Here is a 17770-nt window from a genome sequence, read left to right as displayed (position 1 = left end):
TTTCCGGATAGAGAATCGCCGATAATCAGCGCGCCTGCTCTGTCAGGCGTTCGTCCAGCATGGCCAGCACGGCCCGTTCTTCCGGGCCGGCCCATGCCTCGCGATCCAGCTGATCCTCGACCAGCTCGGCAAAATGACGCAGCGTGCGCCCATCGAGATAATGTTCGATGACCTGCGGGTGGATATAGCTTTCGCGGGCGATCGCCGGTGTGTTGCCCAGCCGTTCGGCCACGCGTTTGACCGCATCCACGACGTTCTTTTTACGGCTGTTCTCCTCGTCGACGGGGCCAAGCTCGTCGAGGGCCAGGGCGGCCAGTGACGTGCCGGCCCAGGTGCGGAAATCCTTGGCCGAAAACGCGCAGCCCATGATCTCGTGGATATAATCGTTCAGGTCGGCGGAATCCACGTCCACTCGTTGGCCGTTGTCGTCGTAATACTTGAAGATCTCGTAACCCGGCAGCTCGTCCAGCTCGGCCACAATCTCGGCCAACCGTTGGTCGGCGATCTCGCGATGCTGGGTTTGGCCGGACTTGCCCTGATAGTCGAAGATCAGCGTATTGCCGTCCACGCTCAGGTGCTTGGAGCGCATCGTGGTCAGGCCGTAAGAGGCGTTCTCGGCGGCATATCGGGCCGAGCCGGGCCGGAAATAGGCGGTATCGATCAGACGCACCATGCAGGCAAGCACCTGTTCGCGATTATGGGCCTTGCGGCGCAGATGCTGGCCGGTGACACGTCGCATATGCGGCAGGCGCCTGGCGAAATCCAGCAGCCGATCGAACTTGGCTGCCTCGCGCGCCGAACGCCACGCCGGGTTATAGACATACTGCTTGCGCCCGGCGCTGTCGCGCCCACTGGCGAATACGCGGGCCTCGGTATCCAGCGTGATTTCGACGGCTTCCCAGGCCGGTGGGATCGCAAGGCGCTTGATCCACCGCCGCCACGGCTTGTTCGTCAAGGTCTGGCCGTTTTCATCGCGATAGGTATATCCCTGACCCCAGGGTTTGCGATAAACGTGAGGGGGCAGATCACCACGGGCCGGCGTTTGGGGTTTGTCTTTACGCATCGAGTCGACAATAGTTGGAGCCCGCGGCTTCAGATGCACCGGCCTTAAGTGTCGCGCTTGTCCGGTCCCGGGCGGGACGGGTCATGGGCGGCGAACACCCAACGAAACAGCACGATATAACCGGCAAAAAAGCCGGCGGCCACATAGAACGGGGCCGCCAGATAGCCGGCGCCGAAGAAGACCCCGGCGATGACCGGCCCGGCGGCGCGTGGTAGCTGTATCGCCAGGCTGGACGTGCTGGCAGCCGTACCGCGCCGGTGCCCGCGGACCAGGCTCACGGTGAGGGCCTGGCGTGCGCCGGCCGTGCCGCGATTGAGCGCCGAGCGCACGATATGGAGCGCGGCAGCCAGCGCGAAACTCGGCATCAAGGGCAGAGCCAGAAGCATCAACAGACTGGCCCCGCGCATCCAGACCACGGCAGCGACCGTGCCGATACGATCCACCAGCCGTGCGGCGGCGACCGAGGCGCCCGCGGTCACGAAGTACCCGATGGCCATCACCACGCCGATATCGGCCGGCCCGCGATCAAAGCGCGCGGCAAACCAGTACGCCATCAGCGGGCCCACCAGCCCGATGCCGACGCCGTTGAGCGTGTTGATGCCAAACAGTTTCACCAACAGCCAGTTCTCGTCGCGCTGGCGGGTATCGCCGGGCCGAGCGGCGTGCGCCGGTGCGGGGTCGGGCCGGTCGTTGGCGGCCAGCAACAGCGCGATACAGATCAGCGAGCCAGCAAGCGTGAATACGAATAGCGGCCGATAGGCCAATGCGCCGGGTAACGTATCGCCCAGCCAGCTCGGCAATCCCGCCAGCAGTGCGCCCAGGCCCATGCCGGTGAAGCCGATCGCCATGTTCAGGCTATAGACCGGCCCGCGGGCCTGGCGGGGCAACGCCTGCGACAGCCAGGCCAGCTCGACGGGCGAAAACGGCCCGCTGCTGCCGTTCACGCCGCGCCCGAAACCGCCGACCAGCGTGGCCACGATCAGCCAGGCGGGCTGGGCGGTGGCCAGGGCGATGACCGCCGCGCCGGACTGGGCACATTCGAAGATGATGAGAAAGCGTTTGCGTCCGAACCGATCCGAGGCCGGTCCGGAAACCATGACCAGAAGCGCATCGAGCAACAGGCCGGCGGTGAACAGCCCGCCGATGGCCACGGGCGACCAGCCAAGGGCTGCCAGATACAGCGCAAACGCCACGATCAGCGCGCCCTGGCCGATACTGCGCGCGGCCCGCGCGCTTAAGAGCAGCCGTGTATCGCGCGGCAGGCGCGTGAACGCCTGGATCATCGGGCGTGCCGGATGACGGCCACGCTCAGGCTGCGGCCGCGCCAGCCGGCACGATGACCTGACAAGCCCCGCAGCTGGTGATGGCCTGCTTGCCACGCGCGGTCATATCGCTGATGAACACGAATTGATCGCGCATATCGAACGGATAGGCGCGGATCTTGTAGTGGGTGCCGTAGGGCGTTTCCTTGAGCACGACGGTCACGGCGTGGTCATAGGATAGAAACGCACTGGTCAGTGCCACGTCCGTGAGTGCAGCGCGCAGGGCGATGGCATCGTGTTCGGGCGCGACATAGAACTCGGCTACGCATTGCAGCGTGCGCGCGCCATCGTTGCCGTTGACGATATTGGATGTCCACAGCGTTTCATGGGGCACAGTGACAACATTGTCATCGGGCGTGTTCACCGTGACCGCTCGCAGGCCCACGTTGGTGACTTCGCCGTAATCCTTGCCGAACTTGACCCAGTCGCCGGGGCGGTAGGGCCGTTCCACGATCGCCACGATGCCGGCGATCAGGCTCGAGACATAATCCTTGAAGGCAAAGCCGATCGCGACACTGGCCGCACCGGCGATGACGAGAAAGTTCTGGAACGTGACGTTGAACACGAGCGGCACGATCCAGCCGATCGCCACGATCAGCAGGCCCAGGCGAGCCACCGGCACCCCACCCAGCAAGAACAGCCGTGCCCGGCTCGGCCCGCGCTCGGCCAGATAGGGCAGCATGCGCCGGGCCAGAAATATCGTGGCCCATGTGCCGATAACGATAAGCGCGATCTTGACGAAGTTGATGTCGCCCAGGCTGCGCATGAGTTGATCGGCCTGGGCGGCGGTGGATGTCTCAGCCATGGGTCATACCGGGGCGATGGGAAAACCGGCCGCGCTCAGCGCGGCGCGAATCGAGGGATAGGCCGCCGGCGCACAGGCCAGTACACGGTTATCGTCGGCCTCCACGATCCCGGCATGGATCAAGGCCGGCAACAGGCGTTGGGCATGTGGCTCGGGAACGGTGCGTGCCAACAGGGTCTGTGGCAGCCGGCCGTGGATGAGCAGGGCCTGTAATAAAAGCAGGGTGACGGCATTGTCGGTGTCGGGCAGCAGGAACTCCTCTAGCGCGATCACCCAGAGCGTCTGATCGGCACTGGCGCGTTGACTGTCGCCGGTCTCGTCGTCGGCGCCGCTGCTGTTTGGGTCGTTGTCCTGCTCGATCTCGGTGCGGCGTCGCAGGCTGCGCCGCCATAATCGCCAGGCGACCCATGGAATGCCGTGGCTGCGTGCGGCCAGGCTTTCCAGCAACTCGTGTGGCTTGCCGTCCTCGTCTTCGGCCATGATGTCATCGCCGCTTTTGGCATCACGAAATGCCACGCTGCCCGGCCCATCGTGTTCGGCGATCTGGCCCAGCCAGTGTTTCAGCCGCTTGGCATCGAAGGGCTTGAAGATAATCGGCGTGGGCAGAATTGCATCCGCCTGTACGGCGCGTACGAGATACTGCCAGGCCCAGCTGTTACAGCCCACGACCACCGGGCGTTTCAGGCGGTCGAGCCGATCGAGCAGGGCGCGCACCAGGGCCAGGCCGTGCAGGTCTCTTATGAACCAGTCTTCCAGCGCGGCCACCACCAGCAGCCGATCGCTGTCTTCGATGACGGGAAGGTCATGCGCATTGGCCCCGATGATGTCCTCGCGGGCCGGCCGGGCCAGCACCTCATGGCCGCGCGCACGCGCCCACTCGGCGATGACGTGGTTACGATCACCCGGCGGCAGGACGATCAATTGATGCAATAGAGCCCGCTCCGGGTCGCTCCGCCAGTCGGCCAGGGTGGCCTCGAGTTCAGCGACCAGCGGCCCGCAGGCCGGCGGTGAAGCGATCTCATCCAGGCGTTCGAGCGTGGACCGCCGCAGCCGATCGTTGGCAATCATCGGCTCGGCGGGCTTGCGTCGAATCATCTCACGCAGGCGCGTCCACCACGTGCTAAACGCATCGCGCGTGGGCATTGACGGCACGTCGTAGTCGGCCAGCGCGATGAACGGTGCCAATGCGTCATCGTCGGTCGGATCGTCTGCCTGCGAAGAAGCCATGCGCGGCTGTTTATCGAATCAGACCCGTGAGTATACCGCTGCCGTGCGACTTGCAAGCCGACCCGGTTATCGACATTTTGAACTATAGATGGCACGCAATAGGAGCACAGGCATGGCCAGCGGTTGGGCTCAGGAAGGGGCCGTTCAGGAGCAGATCGATTCAACGGTCAATGACGCGGTGGCCGATGCCCGGGCCAGGCTCGCCCACGCCGGGCCGAGCCTGGCGTATTGCGAAGCGTGCGATGAGCCGATCCCGGAACGTCGCCGCGAGCTGATCCCCGGCGTGCGTCGCTGTGTGGCCTGCCAGGCCGACCTCGACGCCGATGAACGCGGCAACGGTATGAATCGACGTGCAAGCAAGGACAGCCTGCTGCGCTGAGCCGGCTCGGTCCTGTCAGAGCCGTCGAAAGGCTCGTTTCGAAGCTGGTGTACGGGTCGTGCGCCGCGTTGGCGGAGGCGCGGCCTCGCATGAAACGGCAACAGGCCCTAGACTACGCGCCGCCGCGTTGTTGCGGTATTCCTTATATAAGCGTTTTACCGCGCGGCAGGGGGTGGCGTGTGCCAGGGGCACGGGCCGGCCATACCCTGTCGAGCGGTTTTGGTTCGGGGCGACATGCTGCAACTGATTCGAGAGCACTGGTTTTCCAACATTCGGGCCGACGTGCTGTCAGGCCTGGTGGTGGCTTTGGCCTTGATACCCGAGGCGATCGCGTTCTCGATCATCGCCGGCGTGGATCCGAAGGTGGGGCTGTATGCCTCGTTCTCGATCTGTGTGGTGATCGCTTTCACCGGCGGCCGGCCGGCGATGATCTCGGCGGCCACCGGGGCCATGGCCCTGGTGCTGGTGACGGTGGTGGCCCAGTACGGACTGGACATGATGCTGGCCACCACGCTGGCCACGGGCGTGTTCCAGATTCTGGCCGGGGTGTTCCGGCTGGGTAATCTGATGCGTTTTGTCTCGCGCAGCGTGGTCACGGGCTTTGTCAACGCGCTGGCGATTCTGATCTTTATGGCCCAGCTACCCGAGCTGACGGGCGTGACCTGGCCGGTGTATGCGATGTGTGCCGGGGCCCTGGGTATCATCTATCTGTTTCCCTACGTGCCGGTAATCGGGCGCATCTTTCCCAGCCCGCTGATCGCCATCGTGGTGATGACCACGATCTATATGGCCACCGGCATGCATATTCATACCGTGGGCGATATGGGCGAGCTGCCCGACAGCCTGCCGTATCTGTTGATTCCCGATGTGCCGCTGAATCTGCATACGCTGTCGGTGGTGGTGCCTTACGGTCTGATGCTGACCGTGGTGGGCCTGATGGAGTCGATGATGACGGCGACCATCGTGGATGACCTGACCGATACCGGCTCCAACAAGAACCGCGAGTGTGCGGGCCAGGGCATGGCCAATATCGTGACCGGTTTTCTGGGTGGCATGGCCGGCTGCGGCATGATCGGCCAGACGGTCATCAACGTGAAATCCGGCGGGCGAACGCGCCTGTCCACGCTGACAGCCGGCGTGGCGCTCTTGATCATGGTGGTGTTTCTGTCCGATTGGGTGGGCCAGATCCCGATGGCCGCGCTGGTCGCGGTGATGATCATGGTGTCGATCGGCACGTTCTCCTGGGAGTCGATCCGTGATCTGCCCAAGCACCCGCCGAGCACCAACATCGTGATGCTCACGGTTGTGGCGGTGGTGGTGGCCACGGGCAATCTGGCGATCGGTGTGTTCGTGGGCGTGCTGCTCTCGGCGCTGTTTTTCGCCAACAAGGTGGGCCGGCTGCTGTATATCGACAGCCGCCTGAGCGATGACGGCCGCACGCGGATCTACGACATCACGGGCCAGGTCTTCTTTGCCTCGTCGACGACGTTTCGTCATGCCTTCGACTTCGATGAAGCCCTGCCGGCGGTGACGATCGACGTACATCGCGCCCATTTCTGGGATATCTCGGCGGTCGAGGCTTTGGACCGGGTCGTGATGCGGTATCGTCGAGAAGGCACGGCGGTTGAGGTCATCGGCTTGAACGAAGCCAGCAAGACACTGGTCGACAAAGTCGCCGTTCATGACAAGCCCGACGCCGAAAAACTCATCGAGAACCAACACTGAAAGGCCAAGCCATGACCGATCGCACTATCGCGGCCTGTATCGATGGCTCGGCCTATGCCGCGGCGGCCTGTGATGCTGCGGTATGGGCGGCGGCTCGTCTGGGGGCGCCGTGCACGTTCGTGCACGTGATCAGCCGGCGCAAGCACAGTGCGGCCCAGGATTATTCGGGCCAGATCGGCCTGGGCTCGCGCGAGCATCTACGCGACGAGTTGGCCGAGTTGGACGGACATAGGGCACGCCTGGCCCGAGAGCGTGGCACCGATCTGCTGGACGGCGCCGCCGAACGGGCCGAGGCCGCCGGACTGGCCCAACCGGCGCGTATCCAGCGTAACGGCGAGCTGCTTGATGCCCTGCAACACGTCGAAGACGATATCCGCCTGCTGGTCATCGGCAAGCGCGGTGAGTCGGCCGGTGACGATGATCATCTGGGCTCCAACCTCGAGCGGGTGATCCGCGGCGTATCGTGCCCGGTGCTGATCACCACGCAGGCGTTCACACCGCCCAAGCGCGTGTTGATCGCCTACGACGGCAGCCCTACCGGTGAAAATCTCATCCAGCGCGCTGCGGCCACGCCGCTGCTTTCGGGCATCGAGGCACATCTGGTGTTTGTCGGCCACGCCGATGACAAACGGCGTGCCGGACTCGACAAGGCCGCCGACACGCTGACGCGCGCCGGGGCGACCACGCATACCGCCGTGCTCTCTGGCGAGGTCGAGCCGGCCTTGCATGCCTATCAGCACGAGCAGGGCTGTGATCTCATGGTCATGGGCGCCTATGGCCATACCCGCATCCGGCATATGCTCGTGGGCAGCACCACCACCGATATGATCCGTCGGGCCGAGGTGCCGGTACTGATCACGCGCTGATCGCGCTTGACGAGCGAAGAGCCTCACGATGGCAGACAACGATAACGATGCCCGCGCGGCCTGGGCCCATCGCGGCCATCATCGGCCGGTGTTTGCCCGGGTGCCCGGGCCCGGCGAAGAGTCGGTCTGGGATTATCCGCGCCCGCCCGACATCAGGCCCGAATCACGCGCCGTGCGTGTCATTGCAGGCGATCACGTCGTGGCCGAAACACACTCGGCGGTGCGGCTGTGCGAAACCGCAAGCCCGCCCACGTTTTATATTCCGGGTGCGGATATTGATCCCGGCGCGCTCGTCGCGAGCCGGACGGCCTCTTTCTGCGAGTGGAAGGGCCGGGCCGCGTATTGGCACGTGATGACAGGTGATACCCGCGTGGCGGATGCGGCCTGGGGCTACCCGGATGCACGAGCGGCCTACGGTGCGTTGGCTCATATGTTGGCGTTCTATCCGGGTAAACTCGTCTGTTTCGTTGGCGACGAACGCGTGCGTGCCCAGGCCGGTGGCTTCTACGGTGGCTGGGTAACCGCCGAGATCGTCGGCCCCTACAAGGGCGAGCCCGGCACGCAATCCTGGTGAACGGTTCAGCAAGACAGGCGGTCAAAAGGCTATTATTTCAGGCATTCAATCGAAGGCGGAACTCGTCATGGATGATCTGAAAGATCGTGTCGCTCTGGTGACCGGCGCTTCACGTGGCATCGGCGCGGCCACGGCCGTGGCACTGGCCCACGCCGGCTGCAATGTGGCCATCGGCTATAACAATTCGCGCAAGGCCGCCGAAGACATTGCCAACCGGATACGAGAAACCGGGCGCCGAGTTGCACTCATTCCGGCCGATGTATCGGCCCATGCCGCCGCCGAAACGCTGGTCGGCACGGCCGAGGCTGAGCTGGGCGGGGTGGATATTCTGATTAACAACGCCGGCATCAACCCGGTTCACGGCATCGATGACCTGACGCTGGAAGCCTGGCAAACCACGTTGCAGACCAACCTCACCTCCGCTTTCATGATCTCGCAGCGGGTCATCCCCGGCATGCGACGTCGTGGCTGGGGCCGGCTCGTGATGATGTCGTCTGTCGCGGCCCAGATCGGGGGCGTCATCGGCCCGCACTATGCCGCCAGCAAGGCCGGTCAACTCGGCCTGATGCGCAGCTATGCCGACCTGCTGGCCGGCACGGGCATTACCTCCAACGCCATCGCCCCGGCGCTGATCGAAACCGACATGATCAACGACAACCCCAACATCACGCCGGACCTGATCCCCATCGGCCGGTTCGGCCGTGTCGACGAAGTCGCCTCGCTGGCCGTTCACCTGGCCGGCAATGGCTACATCACCGGCCAGACGTTCAACGTCAACGGCGGCAAGGTCATGAGCTGATCGGCTTTAATCACATATTTTGTGGATAACCGCGTGAACAGGTCGCCCGTCGCGCCGTGGTCAAAGGCCTGGTCCGGCCTGGTCATGTTTTAACCAGGCCCGCCCTAGCTGTCCAGTCCCGCCAACAGGCGATGCCGCATCAATCACGACCGAGGCGAGTGTAATCGTTAGAATAGCGGCCCGATTCGTTCACCGCCCGACTCCGAGACCTGCACTCATGCTTCGTACTGTCGTCAACGGAAAGATCCACCGCGCCACCGTCACGCAGGCCGATCTGCATTATGTCGGCTCCATCACCATCGACCGTGATCTCATGGACCGCGCCGACTTCGTCGAAGGTGAAAAAGTGCTCATCGTTGACGTGACCAATGGCGCGCGCCTGGAAACCTACGTTATTGAAGGTCAGCGTGCCAGCGGCGTCATCGGCATCAACGGAGCGGCCGCTCATCTGATCGATCCCGGCGATCTGGTGATCATAATGAGCTTCGTCGCCGTGTCCGAAGACGAGCGACAGACCCACGGTGCCAACGTCGTGCACGTCGACGCCCAAAATCGCATCGTCGAGCAGTCCGAGGATCTGGCCGCACCCGCCTGCGGTAGTGACGAGATCGACGGGCGTCTGACATGACACGCCTATGGGAATGCGGTCACTAAAACCGTTGCTCGCGAGGTGTGCACTCGATTATCACCCCTACAGTACGCGATCAGACCAGACCGCGCGCCCGACGATATCAAGCGATGCGATCTCGCCGGCTGGCACCTCGATCTCTCGATAATGCTGGTTGCCCGAGTGCAGGTACACGTTGTCGTGGTGATCACGCTGAACTTGCATAAGGCTGAATCCGTGGCCGAGTCTCAATAAATAATACCCGCCGGCCGTGAGACAGGTGCGGGTCGTGTCCACGACGACGAATCGGCCATCCTCGATATAGGCCGAACCGGTGTTGTCGGACACCTGATACAGCCTCAGCGCGTCGATGCGTGTGCCAAGCTGCCGGAGGAAACTGAGATCAAACGCCATTGGCGGCGATTGCATTTCTTCAACGGGATTGAGCATTGGCAGCGTGTGCCAGTCCGGCTCCGTCGAGCCATAGACCGCGCGTGATTCGGACACGCCATGCCCGGCACGTGGCCCGTCGTTACGAGAAAACATGTCGCCGGCGCCCGTGAGCAGCCAGTTCACGTTCACACCCATCCCAATCAGCGTATGAAGCACGCGCCAGCTGGGTGAGCTGCGGCCCGTTTCGTAGTTCTGCCAGGTACGCAAGCCGCCGCCGATCAATTCCCCAGTTTCCTTCTGTGTTTGTCCGAGCACCTTTCTTAGTGCCTTGAAGCGATTCGGCAGCTCTTGGTCGCTATCGTCCTGCATAAATGGTTATCCGGATTACTAATGACACGAATAATCTGTCACGGCCTTGCGAGGCGCACCTTTTTTGGTATTCTTGACCGGCGTTATTATTGCGGTTTCTACATGAAGAGTCGCTTACCAGCGGAGTATTTTACCGCAGAAGACAGGCATCCGGCGGACGTCAAGGCAGCGCTTGAAAAGTCGGGCTGGTCGTTGCGGCGTTTATCCGTGCATCACGGCTTCAAGCCGGAATCATTGGCCAAAGCGCTGTATCATTCGTGGCCGCGTGCTGAGCAAATCATCGCGATGGCTATACGTGAAACGCCAGAGCAGATCTGGCCCAATCGCTATGGCAAGGACGGGGAATCCAGTCGACGTCTGTTGAAACAGGGTAAGCGTGCAAAAAACGAGGTTGGGCGTGATTAATCGGGGGGAATTCATGAATAAGACTAAATGTCCGAGCTGCAACAGCCATGGCGTATCACTTGTGCGGCGCAGCGCGTTGCAACGAGTGTTGGGTTTGGCCAACAAACGACGCTGTATCGACTGCGGCGCTGTATTCACATTGAACGAGGCACGAAAACGAGCGGTGAACAACGGACAGGCGAGAAATTAAGAGCAGCCAACATGCTACCGCGTCAGTCTGTCTCGTGTACGGGCGAGAGCGTCGATGATCGCGGATCATGACTTGGCTTATCGCTGATACGAACGGGCGCACCCAATGACCAGGCTTGGTTAAATCGACCATGGCCGATCGGGGCCTGGTCGAACAGGCTGACACGATCAGTGTCGACATGATCCTGCACCACGCTTAAGAAAGAGGGCATGCCGTCGGGCAAGGCACAGCGGTAAAAATCGCCCAGAACGACGGCGTTCACCCGGGCGAACCAAGGCGCTCTGACGATCTGATGAAAGCAGCGTTCCAGCCGGAAAGCGGCTTCGCCGACATCTTCGAGCAAAAGCGTGATCGGCCCGTCGCCGGGCGGCGCCAGCCGGAGATCGGCGATGCTGGCCAGAACGGTAAGATTGCCGCCCCAAAGGCAAGCGCATGTCGTCTGTTGAGGGCCGCTGTGATGAACCAGCGTCATGGTACTGAAACGGCCACGCAGCGCCGGTGCCAGGCTTGCCACGGATGCAGCGAATGACTCGGCTTCATCAGCGCCCCATGCACGGAGTAGGTCGACCGCCACCGGCCCGTGAATTGCCTGTTTGCCGCGCGCGGCGAACGCGCTCGCCAAGGCGGTGATATCCGAGTGGCCGATCAACGGCACATGGTCCGGGATAGCCTCCCAGTCGATACCGTCCATGAGATGCGCGCTGCCGTAGCCGCCGCGCAGGCACCACACGGCATCGATATCAGGCCGGGCAAAGGCGGCGTGTAGATCAGCCAGCCTTGCGGCCGCCGTACCGGCGAGATAACGATGATGATCGCGAATATGGCGGCCCGGTATTGCCTCGACCCCGGCATGGCCCAGCACGCGCAACACGGCGTCAATCCGCTCATCGCGCACGCCGCCGGCGGGGGCGATCAGGGCGATACGCCTGCCTCGCAGTGTTTCCAGCGCGTCGGTGATCGCCGCCGAGACTTCGATTGCGTGATTAGAGTTCATGAATACACACGCGATCCCCCAGGCGCTCGGCGGCCATGTCTTTCAAGTGGGCATGATGGGTGAAAAACAGCACCTGGGTCTGGTTGGATAGCTGGGCCAGGACGTCCAGACCGGCCAGGGCGCGTTCGTCGTCGAAATTGATGAACAGATCGTCGGCGATCACCGGCAGGGGCGCGGCTCGGGTGAGGTAATCCTCGATCGCGGCGACACGCAGTGCCAGATAAAGCTGGTCGAGTGTGCCCTCGCTCATGGCGGTGGTCGGCAGATGCGCGCCGTCGGCGCGTACGCCGACGATGGCCAGTTCATCGTTGTCATCGAATTCGCCGGTCAGATGCGCGAGCGAGCCGCCGGTCAGGCGCTGGATGAGGGTGCTGCTGCGGGCCAGCAGCGTGGCGTGCTTGTCCAGGGCATAACGCTGGCCCGCCCATTTGAGCAGCAGGGCGGCCAGGCCGGTACGCAGATAGCGCTCGGCGGCACGCGTCATGTCGGCCAGTGCCGTCTGGCGCGCGCCGGCGGCGATGACCGCGCGCTCGTCGCCGCCGATGGCATCAAAAGCCGCATGAGCAGCGTTTCGCTCGTCGCGCGCGGTGCCGATCCGTGTTTCCAGATCGGCCAGCTCGGTATCCAGCGTATCAACCTGCTCGGCCAGCGTGTCGGCGTCGCTGGCCTCGGCGGCGGCGATGAGCGCGTCCACCGGTTTGTCGTCGCCCTGGCGGGCGATCGCTTGTTGGGCCTCGGCCTGTTCGCGCTCGGCTGCCCGGCGTCGATCCGCGCGTGTGATGATCTGATCCAGCGCCTCGAGATCGGCCGTGGCCGCCTGCGCGGCCAGTTCATCAAGCCGTGCCCGTGCCTGCTGGCGGGTCCTGGCCTGTGCCGCGGCGCGCTCTTGGTCGGATTCGCGATCGGCTTCCCGGGTGAGGCGGGTCTGGTGGGCGCGCCGGGCCGCATCCAGCGCGTCGGCCAACATCGCCGCGGTATGCTCGGGCATGTCCTGGGTATTTGAGACATGCCCCGTGGCGCTGACAACTTCGGCCACCGTGTCGGCGAAACGACGGCGCCGGTCACGAATATCGGCTTGTTCGCGCTCGTTGGCGGCCCGTTCGTGTGCACGCGCATGGCCGGCCGCCAGCGCATCGAGTGGAGTATCGATGGTGTCGACCGGCAGGTCAGGATCGAGTGCCAGCCGTGCCATTGCGGCGTGCCAGTCGTCACGCCAACGCGCCAGCCTCGTGTCGGCGTCCTGTTGGGCGGTCGCGAGCTGGCGACGGCGGGCAGCCTGCTGGTCGGCGTTTGTGTTGACTCGCTCGATCGACTCATCGCGCCGCTGTTCGGCCGCGATTACGCGACGGGCGCGTTCGACCAGTGCGGCCAGCGATGGTTCGGCCAGAGGTGTATCGTCAACGCCGAGCGCGGTGAGATGGGCCTGTCCGGCCGTGTGTTCGCAGGAGATGGTCCGCTCAAGGGCCGTCGCCCGGGACAGGGCATCATCGCGGGCCGCGCTTGCGCCAAGGATTTGTTGGCGTTCGGCCAGCCACTCACGCATCGTCGCCGGTGTGCCGGGGGCGAAATCGGCGTCTGCCCAGGCGTGTTCCCAGGCCGCCTCGTGTTCGGCCAGGGTCTGTTCACTGGCCGTCAGACGGGCCTGCCCCTGGGCCAGCGCCTGCTCGCGCTCGGCGAGATGTCGCGCGCTCTGGGCATCGGCCGCGATGGCTGTCGCGGCATCAAAACGCGCATCGGCCAAGGTGTCGGCTTCGTCGGTCAAATGCGCCACGGCGGCCACCGGATCGCGCCGTGCAGTCGCGTCGAGATCGACTTCGTCGTCGAACAGATCGGCCCCGCGGCCTTCGATATAGCGACGCTGCACGAGCCGCCAGGCAGCATCACGGTGGGCACGCAGCGTGAGCAGTGTCTGGCGGTCCGGCAGTTGGGTATCGGCCCGACGCCGAGCCAGGGCGTCGCGCTCCCGGGTGACGTCGTCGGTTAATTGAGCCACATGGTCGGCGTGGCGTTGGCAGGCCTGGCGGGCCGTCGCCAGATCCCGCTCGGCGGCCTCGACGCTCGCGCGATCGGGTGGCTGCATGGCGGCCAGCGCTTCGGCAGTGGCCACGCTTGGCACCAGGTCGGCCAGCCGCCGGCTGATATCGCGGTCCTGGGCCGCGGCCGTTTCGTGTGCGCGCTGGGCCTCGAGCTCGAGATCGCCGTTGCGGGTTGCCGCGGCCTGCCAGGCCGCCAGCGCGGCGGTGTCCCGTGAGTGACCCAGCCGCTCGGCCTCGCGCCGGGTCGTGGTTTCTTCCTCGGCCAGGCGCGCCAGATCGTCGGCGGCATGTGTCTGGCGTTGCGCCAGCGCGCCGTAGTGTCCGGCCAGGCGACGCACGACATCGATCGCGGCCGGTTCAGGCCAATGCTCGGGAGCGATAACGCCGGCTGTGGCCAAGCGCTCACGCGCAGCCTCCAGGTCGGCTGTCAGCGCGTCGTGGGCACGAGCTAGCTCGGCTTCACGCTCGCGGTCTTCGGCGATTTGTGCGCGCCGGCCGGCCAGTCGGTCGACCGTTTCGGCCTGCGCCCGCAGGGCCGGCGCCTCTATCAGCCCGGCCAGTTCTTCGTCGATGGCCGCGATTCGCTGATTGATATCGGCTTCGGCGGCCTCGGCGCTATGAATAGCCGCACGGGCGGTATCGAACGTCTCGCGCGCCTCGGGAGCCATGACCGGCGTATCGGCCAGCCCGGCCAGCGCGTCGCTGAGTTCGCGATAGCGACGCACGGGCGGTGCCACACGACGGATACGCTCGATCTCGCGATACTGGCGCTGTAAATCGGCGCGGCGCGCGGTGAGTTCGTCGTAGTGGGCCTGGGCTGCGGCCAGGGCGTCGCGTTGGCGTTGCCAGTCGCCCACGGTGACCGCGTGCTCGCGTATCTCGGCCTCCGCGGCGGCAAGCCGATCGGCGGCCTGGTAATAAGCCCGGTGTTTCGAGCGATTGGGCGCCCATAGGGCATCAGCCTCGGCGGCCAGTGCCGTGCGGGCGGCGGCGACGTCCGCCAGGCCCGAGCCGGCCGCGATCAGCGCCGTGTCGGCGCCCGTATCGGCGGCGGCCAGCTGCTGGCCACCGGCCCGTAGGGCGGCATGATCGAGGCTGAACATGCGAGTGAAAAATGTCTCGTCCACGCCGGCCAGCTCGCGGGTCAGGCTGGCTTCGCGTTCGGCGTCGGCCTGGCCGTCGCTATCGAGCACCGTGTTCTTGTTGCCTTTCTTGCGCACGGCCTCGACGGTTTCATCGCGCATGTCCAGCCGCGCGCCGATGCGCAGATCCCTGTAGTTGTGGATGAAGGCCGCCCGCTCGGCGCGCAGCGGAAAACCGAACAGAAAATGCGCGACCGCGTTGCGCGCCGTTGATTTGCCGGCCTCGTTCGCGCCGTGGATGAGATGCAGATCGGTGTCACCCGGCGCCAGATCCAGACGGCGATCGGTGAAGTGCCCGTAGGCGAGAAGTTGAAGTTCGGCAAACCTCATGCGTTACCCGGCGCCTGTGACAATCGAGCCAGCAGATAGCGGCTGGCACCGCGCACGAGTGTGGCCGTGTCGCCTTCGATGGCCGCGGCCAGCAGCGCGTCGTCCACGTCGGCCCGGATATCGTGCGGCAGACGCTCGATCAGTGGCCTGATATCGGCCGCCACCATGGATTGAACGTCATCGTCATCGGCGGCCGACTCGAGCAGGCGGGCCAACTCGCCCAGGGCGTCCTCGCGTTCGGCCCGGTCGCCGGCATGCGCGGTCGGCTGGCAGGCCAGGCGCACGGCCTCGACATAAATCTCGGCGCTGCCCGTGCCGGCCGCGCTCGTGCGGGCCTCGGCCAGAAGACGCTCGGGGTCGGCGAGCAGCGCCTCATGCAGGGCGGTCTGTCCGGTCAGGCGCAGACGAATCGCCAGCAGGCGCCCGTCGGCCTCGGCCGCTTCGGCGGCCAAGGCCTGGCGCATGACAGCCAGCACATCATTGAAGTCCTCGGCCGCACTGATATCGATATCGGTCACGGCCCACCGGGCGACATCACAGTGGATGGGCGTCATCTCGACCACGCGGCCTTCTTCGACGACCACTTCAAACGCCTGCTTGGCGCCGGTCTCACGCACCGAGCGGCCCTGCAGGTTGCCGCAGAACACCACATGAGGCTCGCGCGCCAGCACTTCGGCGCCGTGGACATGGCCCAGCGCCCAGTAGTCGTAGCCCTTGGCCGTGAGTTCGGCCAGCGTGCAGGGCGCGTAGTTGGCGTGTCCGTCGCGCCCGCCGAGTGCGGTATGCAGCAGGCCGATATTGAAACAGCCGGGCTTCGGTGCCGGATAGCCGGGCACGAGATTATCCGTGACCGCGCGCTCGGCATAACTCATGCCGTGCAGGGCCACGTCCAGCCCGGCCACGGTCTTGGTTTCTGCACTTTCGGCTGAAAAGACGTGCACGTTATCCGGCAGTTTCAAGGCCCGCGTCATGTGGTTCTGGGCGTCGTGGTTGCCGTGGATGAGATAGACCGGAATGCCGGCCGTGGCCAGGCGCTGCATCTGGGCGACGAAGAACACGCCGGTCTGATAATCGCGCCAGTCGCCGTCGTAGAGATCCCCGGCGATGAGCAGAAAATCCACGCCGCGTTCGATCGCCGCGTCGACAAGATGCGTCAGCGCCTCACGCGTGGCCAGGCGCAGCCGACGGGCGGTGTCGGGCGCGTCATCGGAGAGCCCGCGCATGGGGCTGTCGAGATGGATATCGGCGCTGTGGATGAAGCGACAGGTGGCCAAGACGTTCCGGCGGTCGTCGACAGGGGCCACTCAGTCTAAGCGGGTCCGGATCATGATAAAACGATGACCATGAAACGCGTTGCACATACGCATCAGTCCGCGATAATTCACCGCATTCACTCGGGCCAAAGGATACGACATGACCGACGAACACGAACTGCGCTATATCTGCGAATTGGCGGGCGATGAGATCATCCTGGAGGCCCGCAGCGCGCAGGAGGCCGCCGAGCGGGCGGTCAATCGCCATGCGGCGGTGCACGGTAACGGCACCTATACCGTCACCGTGTCCGAGGCCACCGACTATGATCTGCCGTTGATCGCCGGCGACGATTATGTGGTGACGGTATGAACGGGCCGGCTCGGCGAGGGGCCGCTGCTGGCCTCGTGCTGGCCGTACTGCTGTCGGGCTGCGTGATCGATACCACCACCCCCGAAAGTGATCTGAACGCAGACAGCGCTGATGCGCTGGAACAAAGCCCGGATGCCGGCACGCCCGAGGCGCGCCTATCGGCCGTCCTGGCGCTGATCTATGCGGATTCGCCCTATGCCGGGCAGCTGTCGTACAAGTCGGCGTTCGTGGATCTCAACGACGACGGACAGACCGATGCCGTGGCTTACGTCCAGGGCCCGAACGGCTGTGCCGAAGGCTGTGATCTGTTCGTGTTCCAGGGCCGGGATAAGCGGTTCTCGGCACTCAACCGGCTGCCACTGGCCAGGCCACCGCTGACCCGCGCCGACAGCGATTCGGGCTGGGCCGATCTGGTCACGCAAGCCGCGGCCCCTTCGGGCCAGTCAAGCAGCGCACAGCGACTGGTTTTTGGCGGCACTGCCTACCAACCGGCAGAACGCACCGCCACGAGCGTCCAATCACAGGTGCTTATCGAGGATATGGACAGCGCCCAGCCGGTACCGACCCCGAACACCGCCGATTGAGCGTTACACGCACATCGCTGGGGTTCGTGCTCGTCGATGGCTTCTCCATGATGGCTTTTGTCGCGGCGACCGAGCCGCTGCGTATCGCCAACCGGCTGTTGGGCCGTGCGGCCTACGCGTGGACGGTGATCAGCGAAGACGGCGCGGCGGTCACGGCCTCCAACGGCATGCGCGTGCTGCCCGATGCCGATATGCGCACAATCACGCATCTGCCCTGGCTGGCTGTGTGCAGCGGTTTTCGCTTCGAGGCCGGGCGTAGGGCGTGTTGAGGTTTCATACGAGTCCGCGCCAAGCGCTGTTTTGCGGCAAGACGAGGCGTAGCCCACACCGCGCAGTG

At 64.6% G+C, this 17770-nt stretch carries 18 protein-coding genes; 10 read left to right on the top strand and 8 right to left on the bottom strand.

The window, feature by feature from the left end; genetic code table 11:
• Positions 1–25: 25 nt before the first annotated feature.
• From SAJA_RS09460 to SAJA_RS09445, 4 genes are read right to left on the bottom strand one after another with little or no spacing between them, the layout of a single operon-like run.
• Positions 26–1063: a DNA topoisomerase IB gene (locus SAJA_RS09460; protein ID WP_123658430.1), complete on the bottom strand. Its 1038-nt coding sequence runs from the start codon at positions 1061–1063 to the stop codon at positions 26–28.
• 44 nt (positions 1064–1107) lie between these two features.
• Entirely contained in the window at positions 1108–2346 is a 1239-nt protein-coding gene (locus tag SAJA_RS09455; protein WP_123658429.1) for an MFS transporter, read from the bottom strand.
• Between the two features lie 25 nt (positions 2347–2371).
• The gene (locus tag SAJA_RS09450; RefSeq protein WP_123658428.1) at positions 2372–3190 is read right to left on the bottom strand and encodes a mechanosensitive ion channel family protein; all 819 of its coding nucleotides are present in this window, start codon (positions 3188–3190) and stop codon (positions 2372–2374) included.
• 3 nt (positions 3191–3193) lie between these two features.
• Positions 3194–4417, bottom strand: coding sequence for a hypothetical protein (locus SAJA_RS09445; protein WP_123658427.1), 1224 nt, complete (start codon positions 4415–4417; stop codon positions 3194–3196).
• A gap of 112 nt (positions 4418–4529) precedes the next feature.
• Here SAJA_RS09445 and SAJA_RS09440 point away from each other — a divergent pair, with 112 nt between their 5' ends.
• The 6 genes from SAJA_RS09440 (at position 4530) to panD (ending at position 9388) form a co-directional block, all read left to right on the top strand.
• The gene (locus SAJA_RS09440; protein ID WP_123658426.1) at positions 4530–4796 is read left to right on the top strand and encodes a DksA/TraR family C4-type zinc finger protein; all 267 of its coding nucleotides are present in this window, start codon (positions 4530–4532) and stop codon (positions 4794–4796) included.
• 234 nt (positions 4797–5030) lie between these two features.
• The gene (locus SAJA_RS09435) at positions 5031–6521 is read left to right on the top strand and encodes a SulP family inorganic anion transporter (RefSeq protein WP_123658425.1); all 1491 of its coding nucleotides are present in this window, start codon (positions 5031–5033) and stop codon (positions 6519–6521) included.
• A gap of 11 nt (positions 6522–6532) precedes the next feature.
• The gene (locus SAJA_RS09430; RefSeq protein WP_123658424.1) at positions 6533–7387 is read left to right on the top strand and encodes a universal stress protein; all 855 of its coding nucleotides are present in this window, start codon (positions 6533–6535) and stop codon (positions 7385–7387) included.
• 28 nt (positions 7388–7415) lie between these two features.
• Complete coding sequence (locus SAJA_RS09425; RefSeq protein WP_123658423.1) at positions 7416–7961, top strand: DUF427 domain-containing protein; 546 nt, start codon at positions 7416–7418, stop codon at positions 7959–7961.
• Positions 7962–8028: 67 nt separating this feature from the next.
• Positions 8029–8760 carry an SDR family NAD(P)-dependent oxidoreductase gene (locus SAJA_RS09420; RefSeq protein WP_123658422.1) on the top strand — a complete coding sequence of 244 codons (732 nt, stop codon included), beginning with the start codon at positions 8029–8031 and terminating at the stop codon, positions 8758–8760.
• Between the two features lie 217 nt (positions 8761–8977).
• Positions 8978–9388, top strand: a complete 411-nt coding sequence (gene panD, locus SAJA_RS09415; RefSeq protein ID WP_123658421.1) for an aspartate 1-decarboxylase — start codon at positions 8978–8980, stop codon at positions 9386–9388.
• A gap of 63 nt (positions 9389–9451) precedes the next feature.
• Here the strand turns inward: panD and SAJA_RS09410 are convergent, their stop codons facing one another.
• Positions 9452–10129 (bottom strand): XRE family transcriptional regulator, encoded by a 678-nt coding sequence (locus SAJA_RS09410; RefSeq protein WP_123658420.1) that lies wholly within the window; start codon positions 10127–10129, stop codon positions 9452–9454.
• 21 nt (positions 10130–10150) lie between these two features.
• Between SAJA_RS09410 and SAJA_RS09405 the strand changes: the two genes are divergently transcribed.
• On the top strand, positions 10151–10534 hold the full coding sequence (locus SAJA_RS09405; protein ID WP_245963278.1) for a helix-turn-helix domain-containing protein: 384 nt from the start codon (positions 10151–10153) through the stop codon (positions 10532–10534).
• Between the two features lie 212 nt (positions 10535–10746).
• Here SAJA_RS09405 and SAJA_RS09400 read toward each other — a convergent pair whose 3' ends face one another.
• The 3 genes from SAJA_RS09400 to SAJA_RS09390 are packed head-to-tail and all read right to left on the bottom strand — an operon-like array spanning position 10747 to position 16500.
• Complete coding sequence (locus SAJA_RS09400; protein ID WP_123658419.1) at positions 10747–11718, bottom strand: S66 peptidase family protein; 972 nt, start codon at positions 11716–11718, stop codon at positions 10747–10749.
• Positions 11708–15226, bottom strand: a complete 3519-nt coding sequence (locus SAJA_RS09395; RefSeq protein WP_123658418.1) for an ATP-binding protein — start codon at positions 15224–15226, stop codon at positions 11708–11710. Before SAJA_RS09395 ends, SAJA_RS09400 begins: the two co-directional genes overlap by 11 nt.
• Positions 15223–16500, bottom strand: a complete 1278-nt coding sequence (locus SAJA_RS09390) for a metallophosphoesterase family protein (RefSeq protein ID WP_123658417.1) — start codon at positions 16498–16500, stop codon at positions 15223–15225. Before SAJA_RS09390 ends, SAJA_RS09395 begins: the two co-directional genes overlap by 4 nt.
• Before the next feature lie 139 nt (positions 16501–16639).
• Between SAJA_RS09390 and SAJA_RS09385 the strand changes: the two genes are divergently transcribed.
• Genes SAJA_RS09385 through SAJA_RS09375 form a run of 3 tightly spaced genes read left to right on the top strand, consistent with a single transcriptional unit; the run spans position 16640 to position 17702 of the window.
• Positions 16640–16849: a hypothetical protein gene (locus SAJA_RS09385; protein ID WP_123658416.1), complete on the top strand. Its 210-nt coding sequence runs from the start codon at positions 16640–16642 to the stop codon at positions 16847–16849.
• The gene (locus SAJA_RS09380; protein WP_123658415.1) at positions 16846–17433 is read left to right on the top strand and encodes a hypothetical protein; all 588 of its coding nucleotides are present in this window, start codon (positions 16846–16848) and stop codon (positions 17431–17433) included. Before SAJA_RS09385 ends, SAJA_RS09380 begins: the two co-directional genes overlap by 4 nt.
• Positions 17430–17702: a type 1 glutamine amidotransferase family protein gene (locus tag SAJA_RS09375; RefSeq protein WP_123658414.1), complete on the top strand. Its 273-nt coding sequence runs from the start codon at positions 17430–17432 to the stop codon at positions 17700–17702. Before SAJA_RS09380 ends, SAJA_RS09375 begins: the two co-directional genes overlap by 4 nt.
• Positions 17703–17770 lie beyond the last annotated feature (68 nt).

The sequence above is a fragment of the Salinisphaera japonica YTM-1 genome (assembly GCF_003788585.1).
GTDB classification, from domain to species: domain Bacteria; phylum Pseudomonadota; class Gammaproteobacteria; order Nevskiales; family Salinisphaeraceae; genus Salinisphaera; species Salinisphaera japonica.
This window is presented reverse-complemented; position numbering and strand designations above follow the sequence as displayed.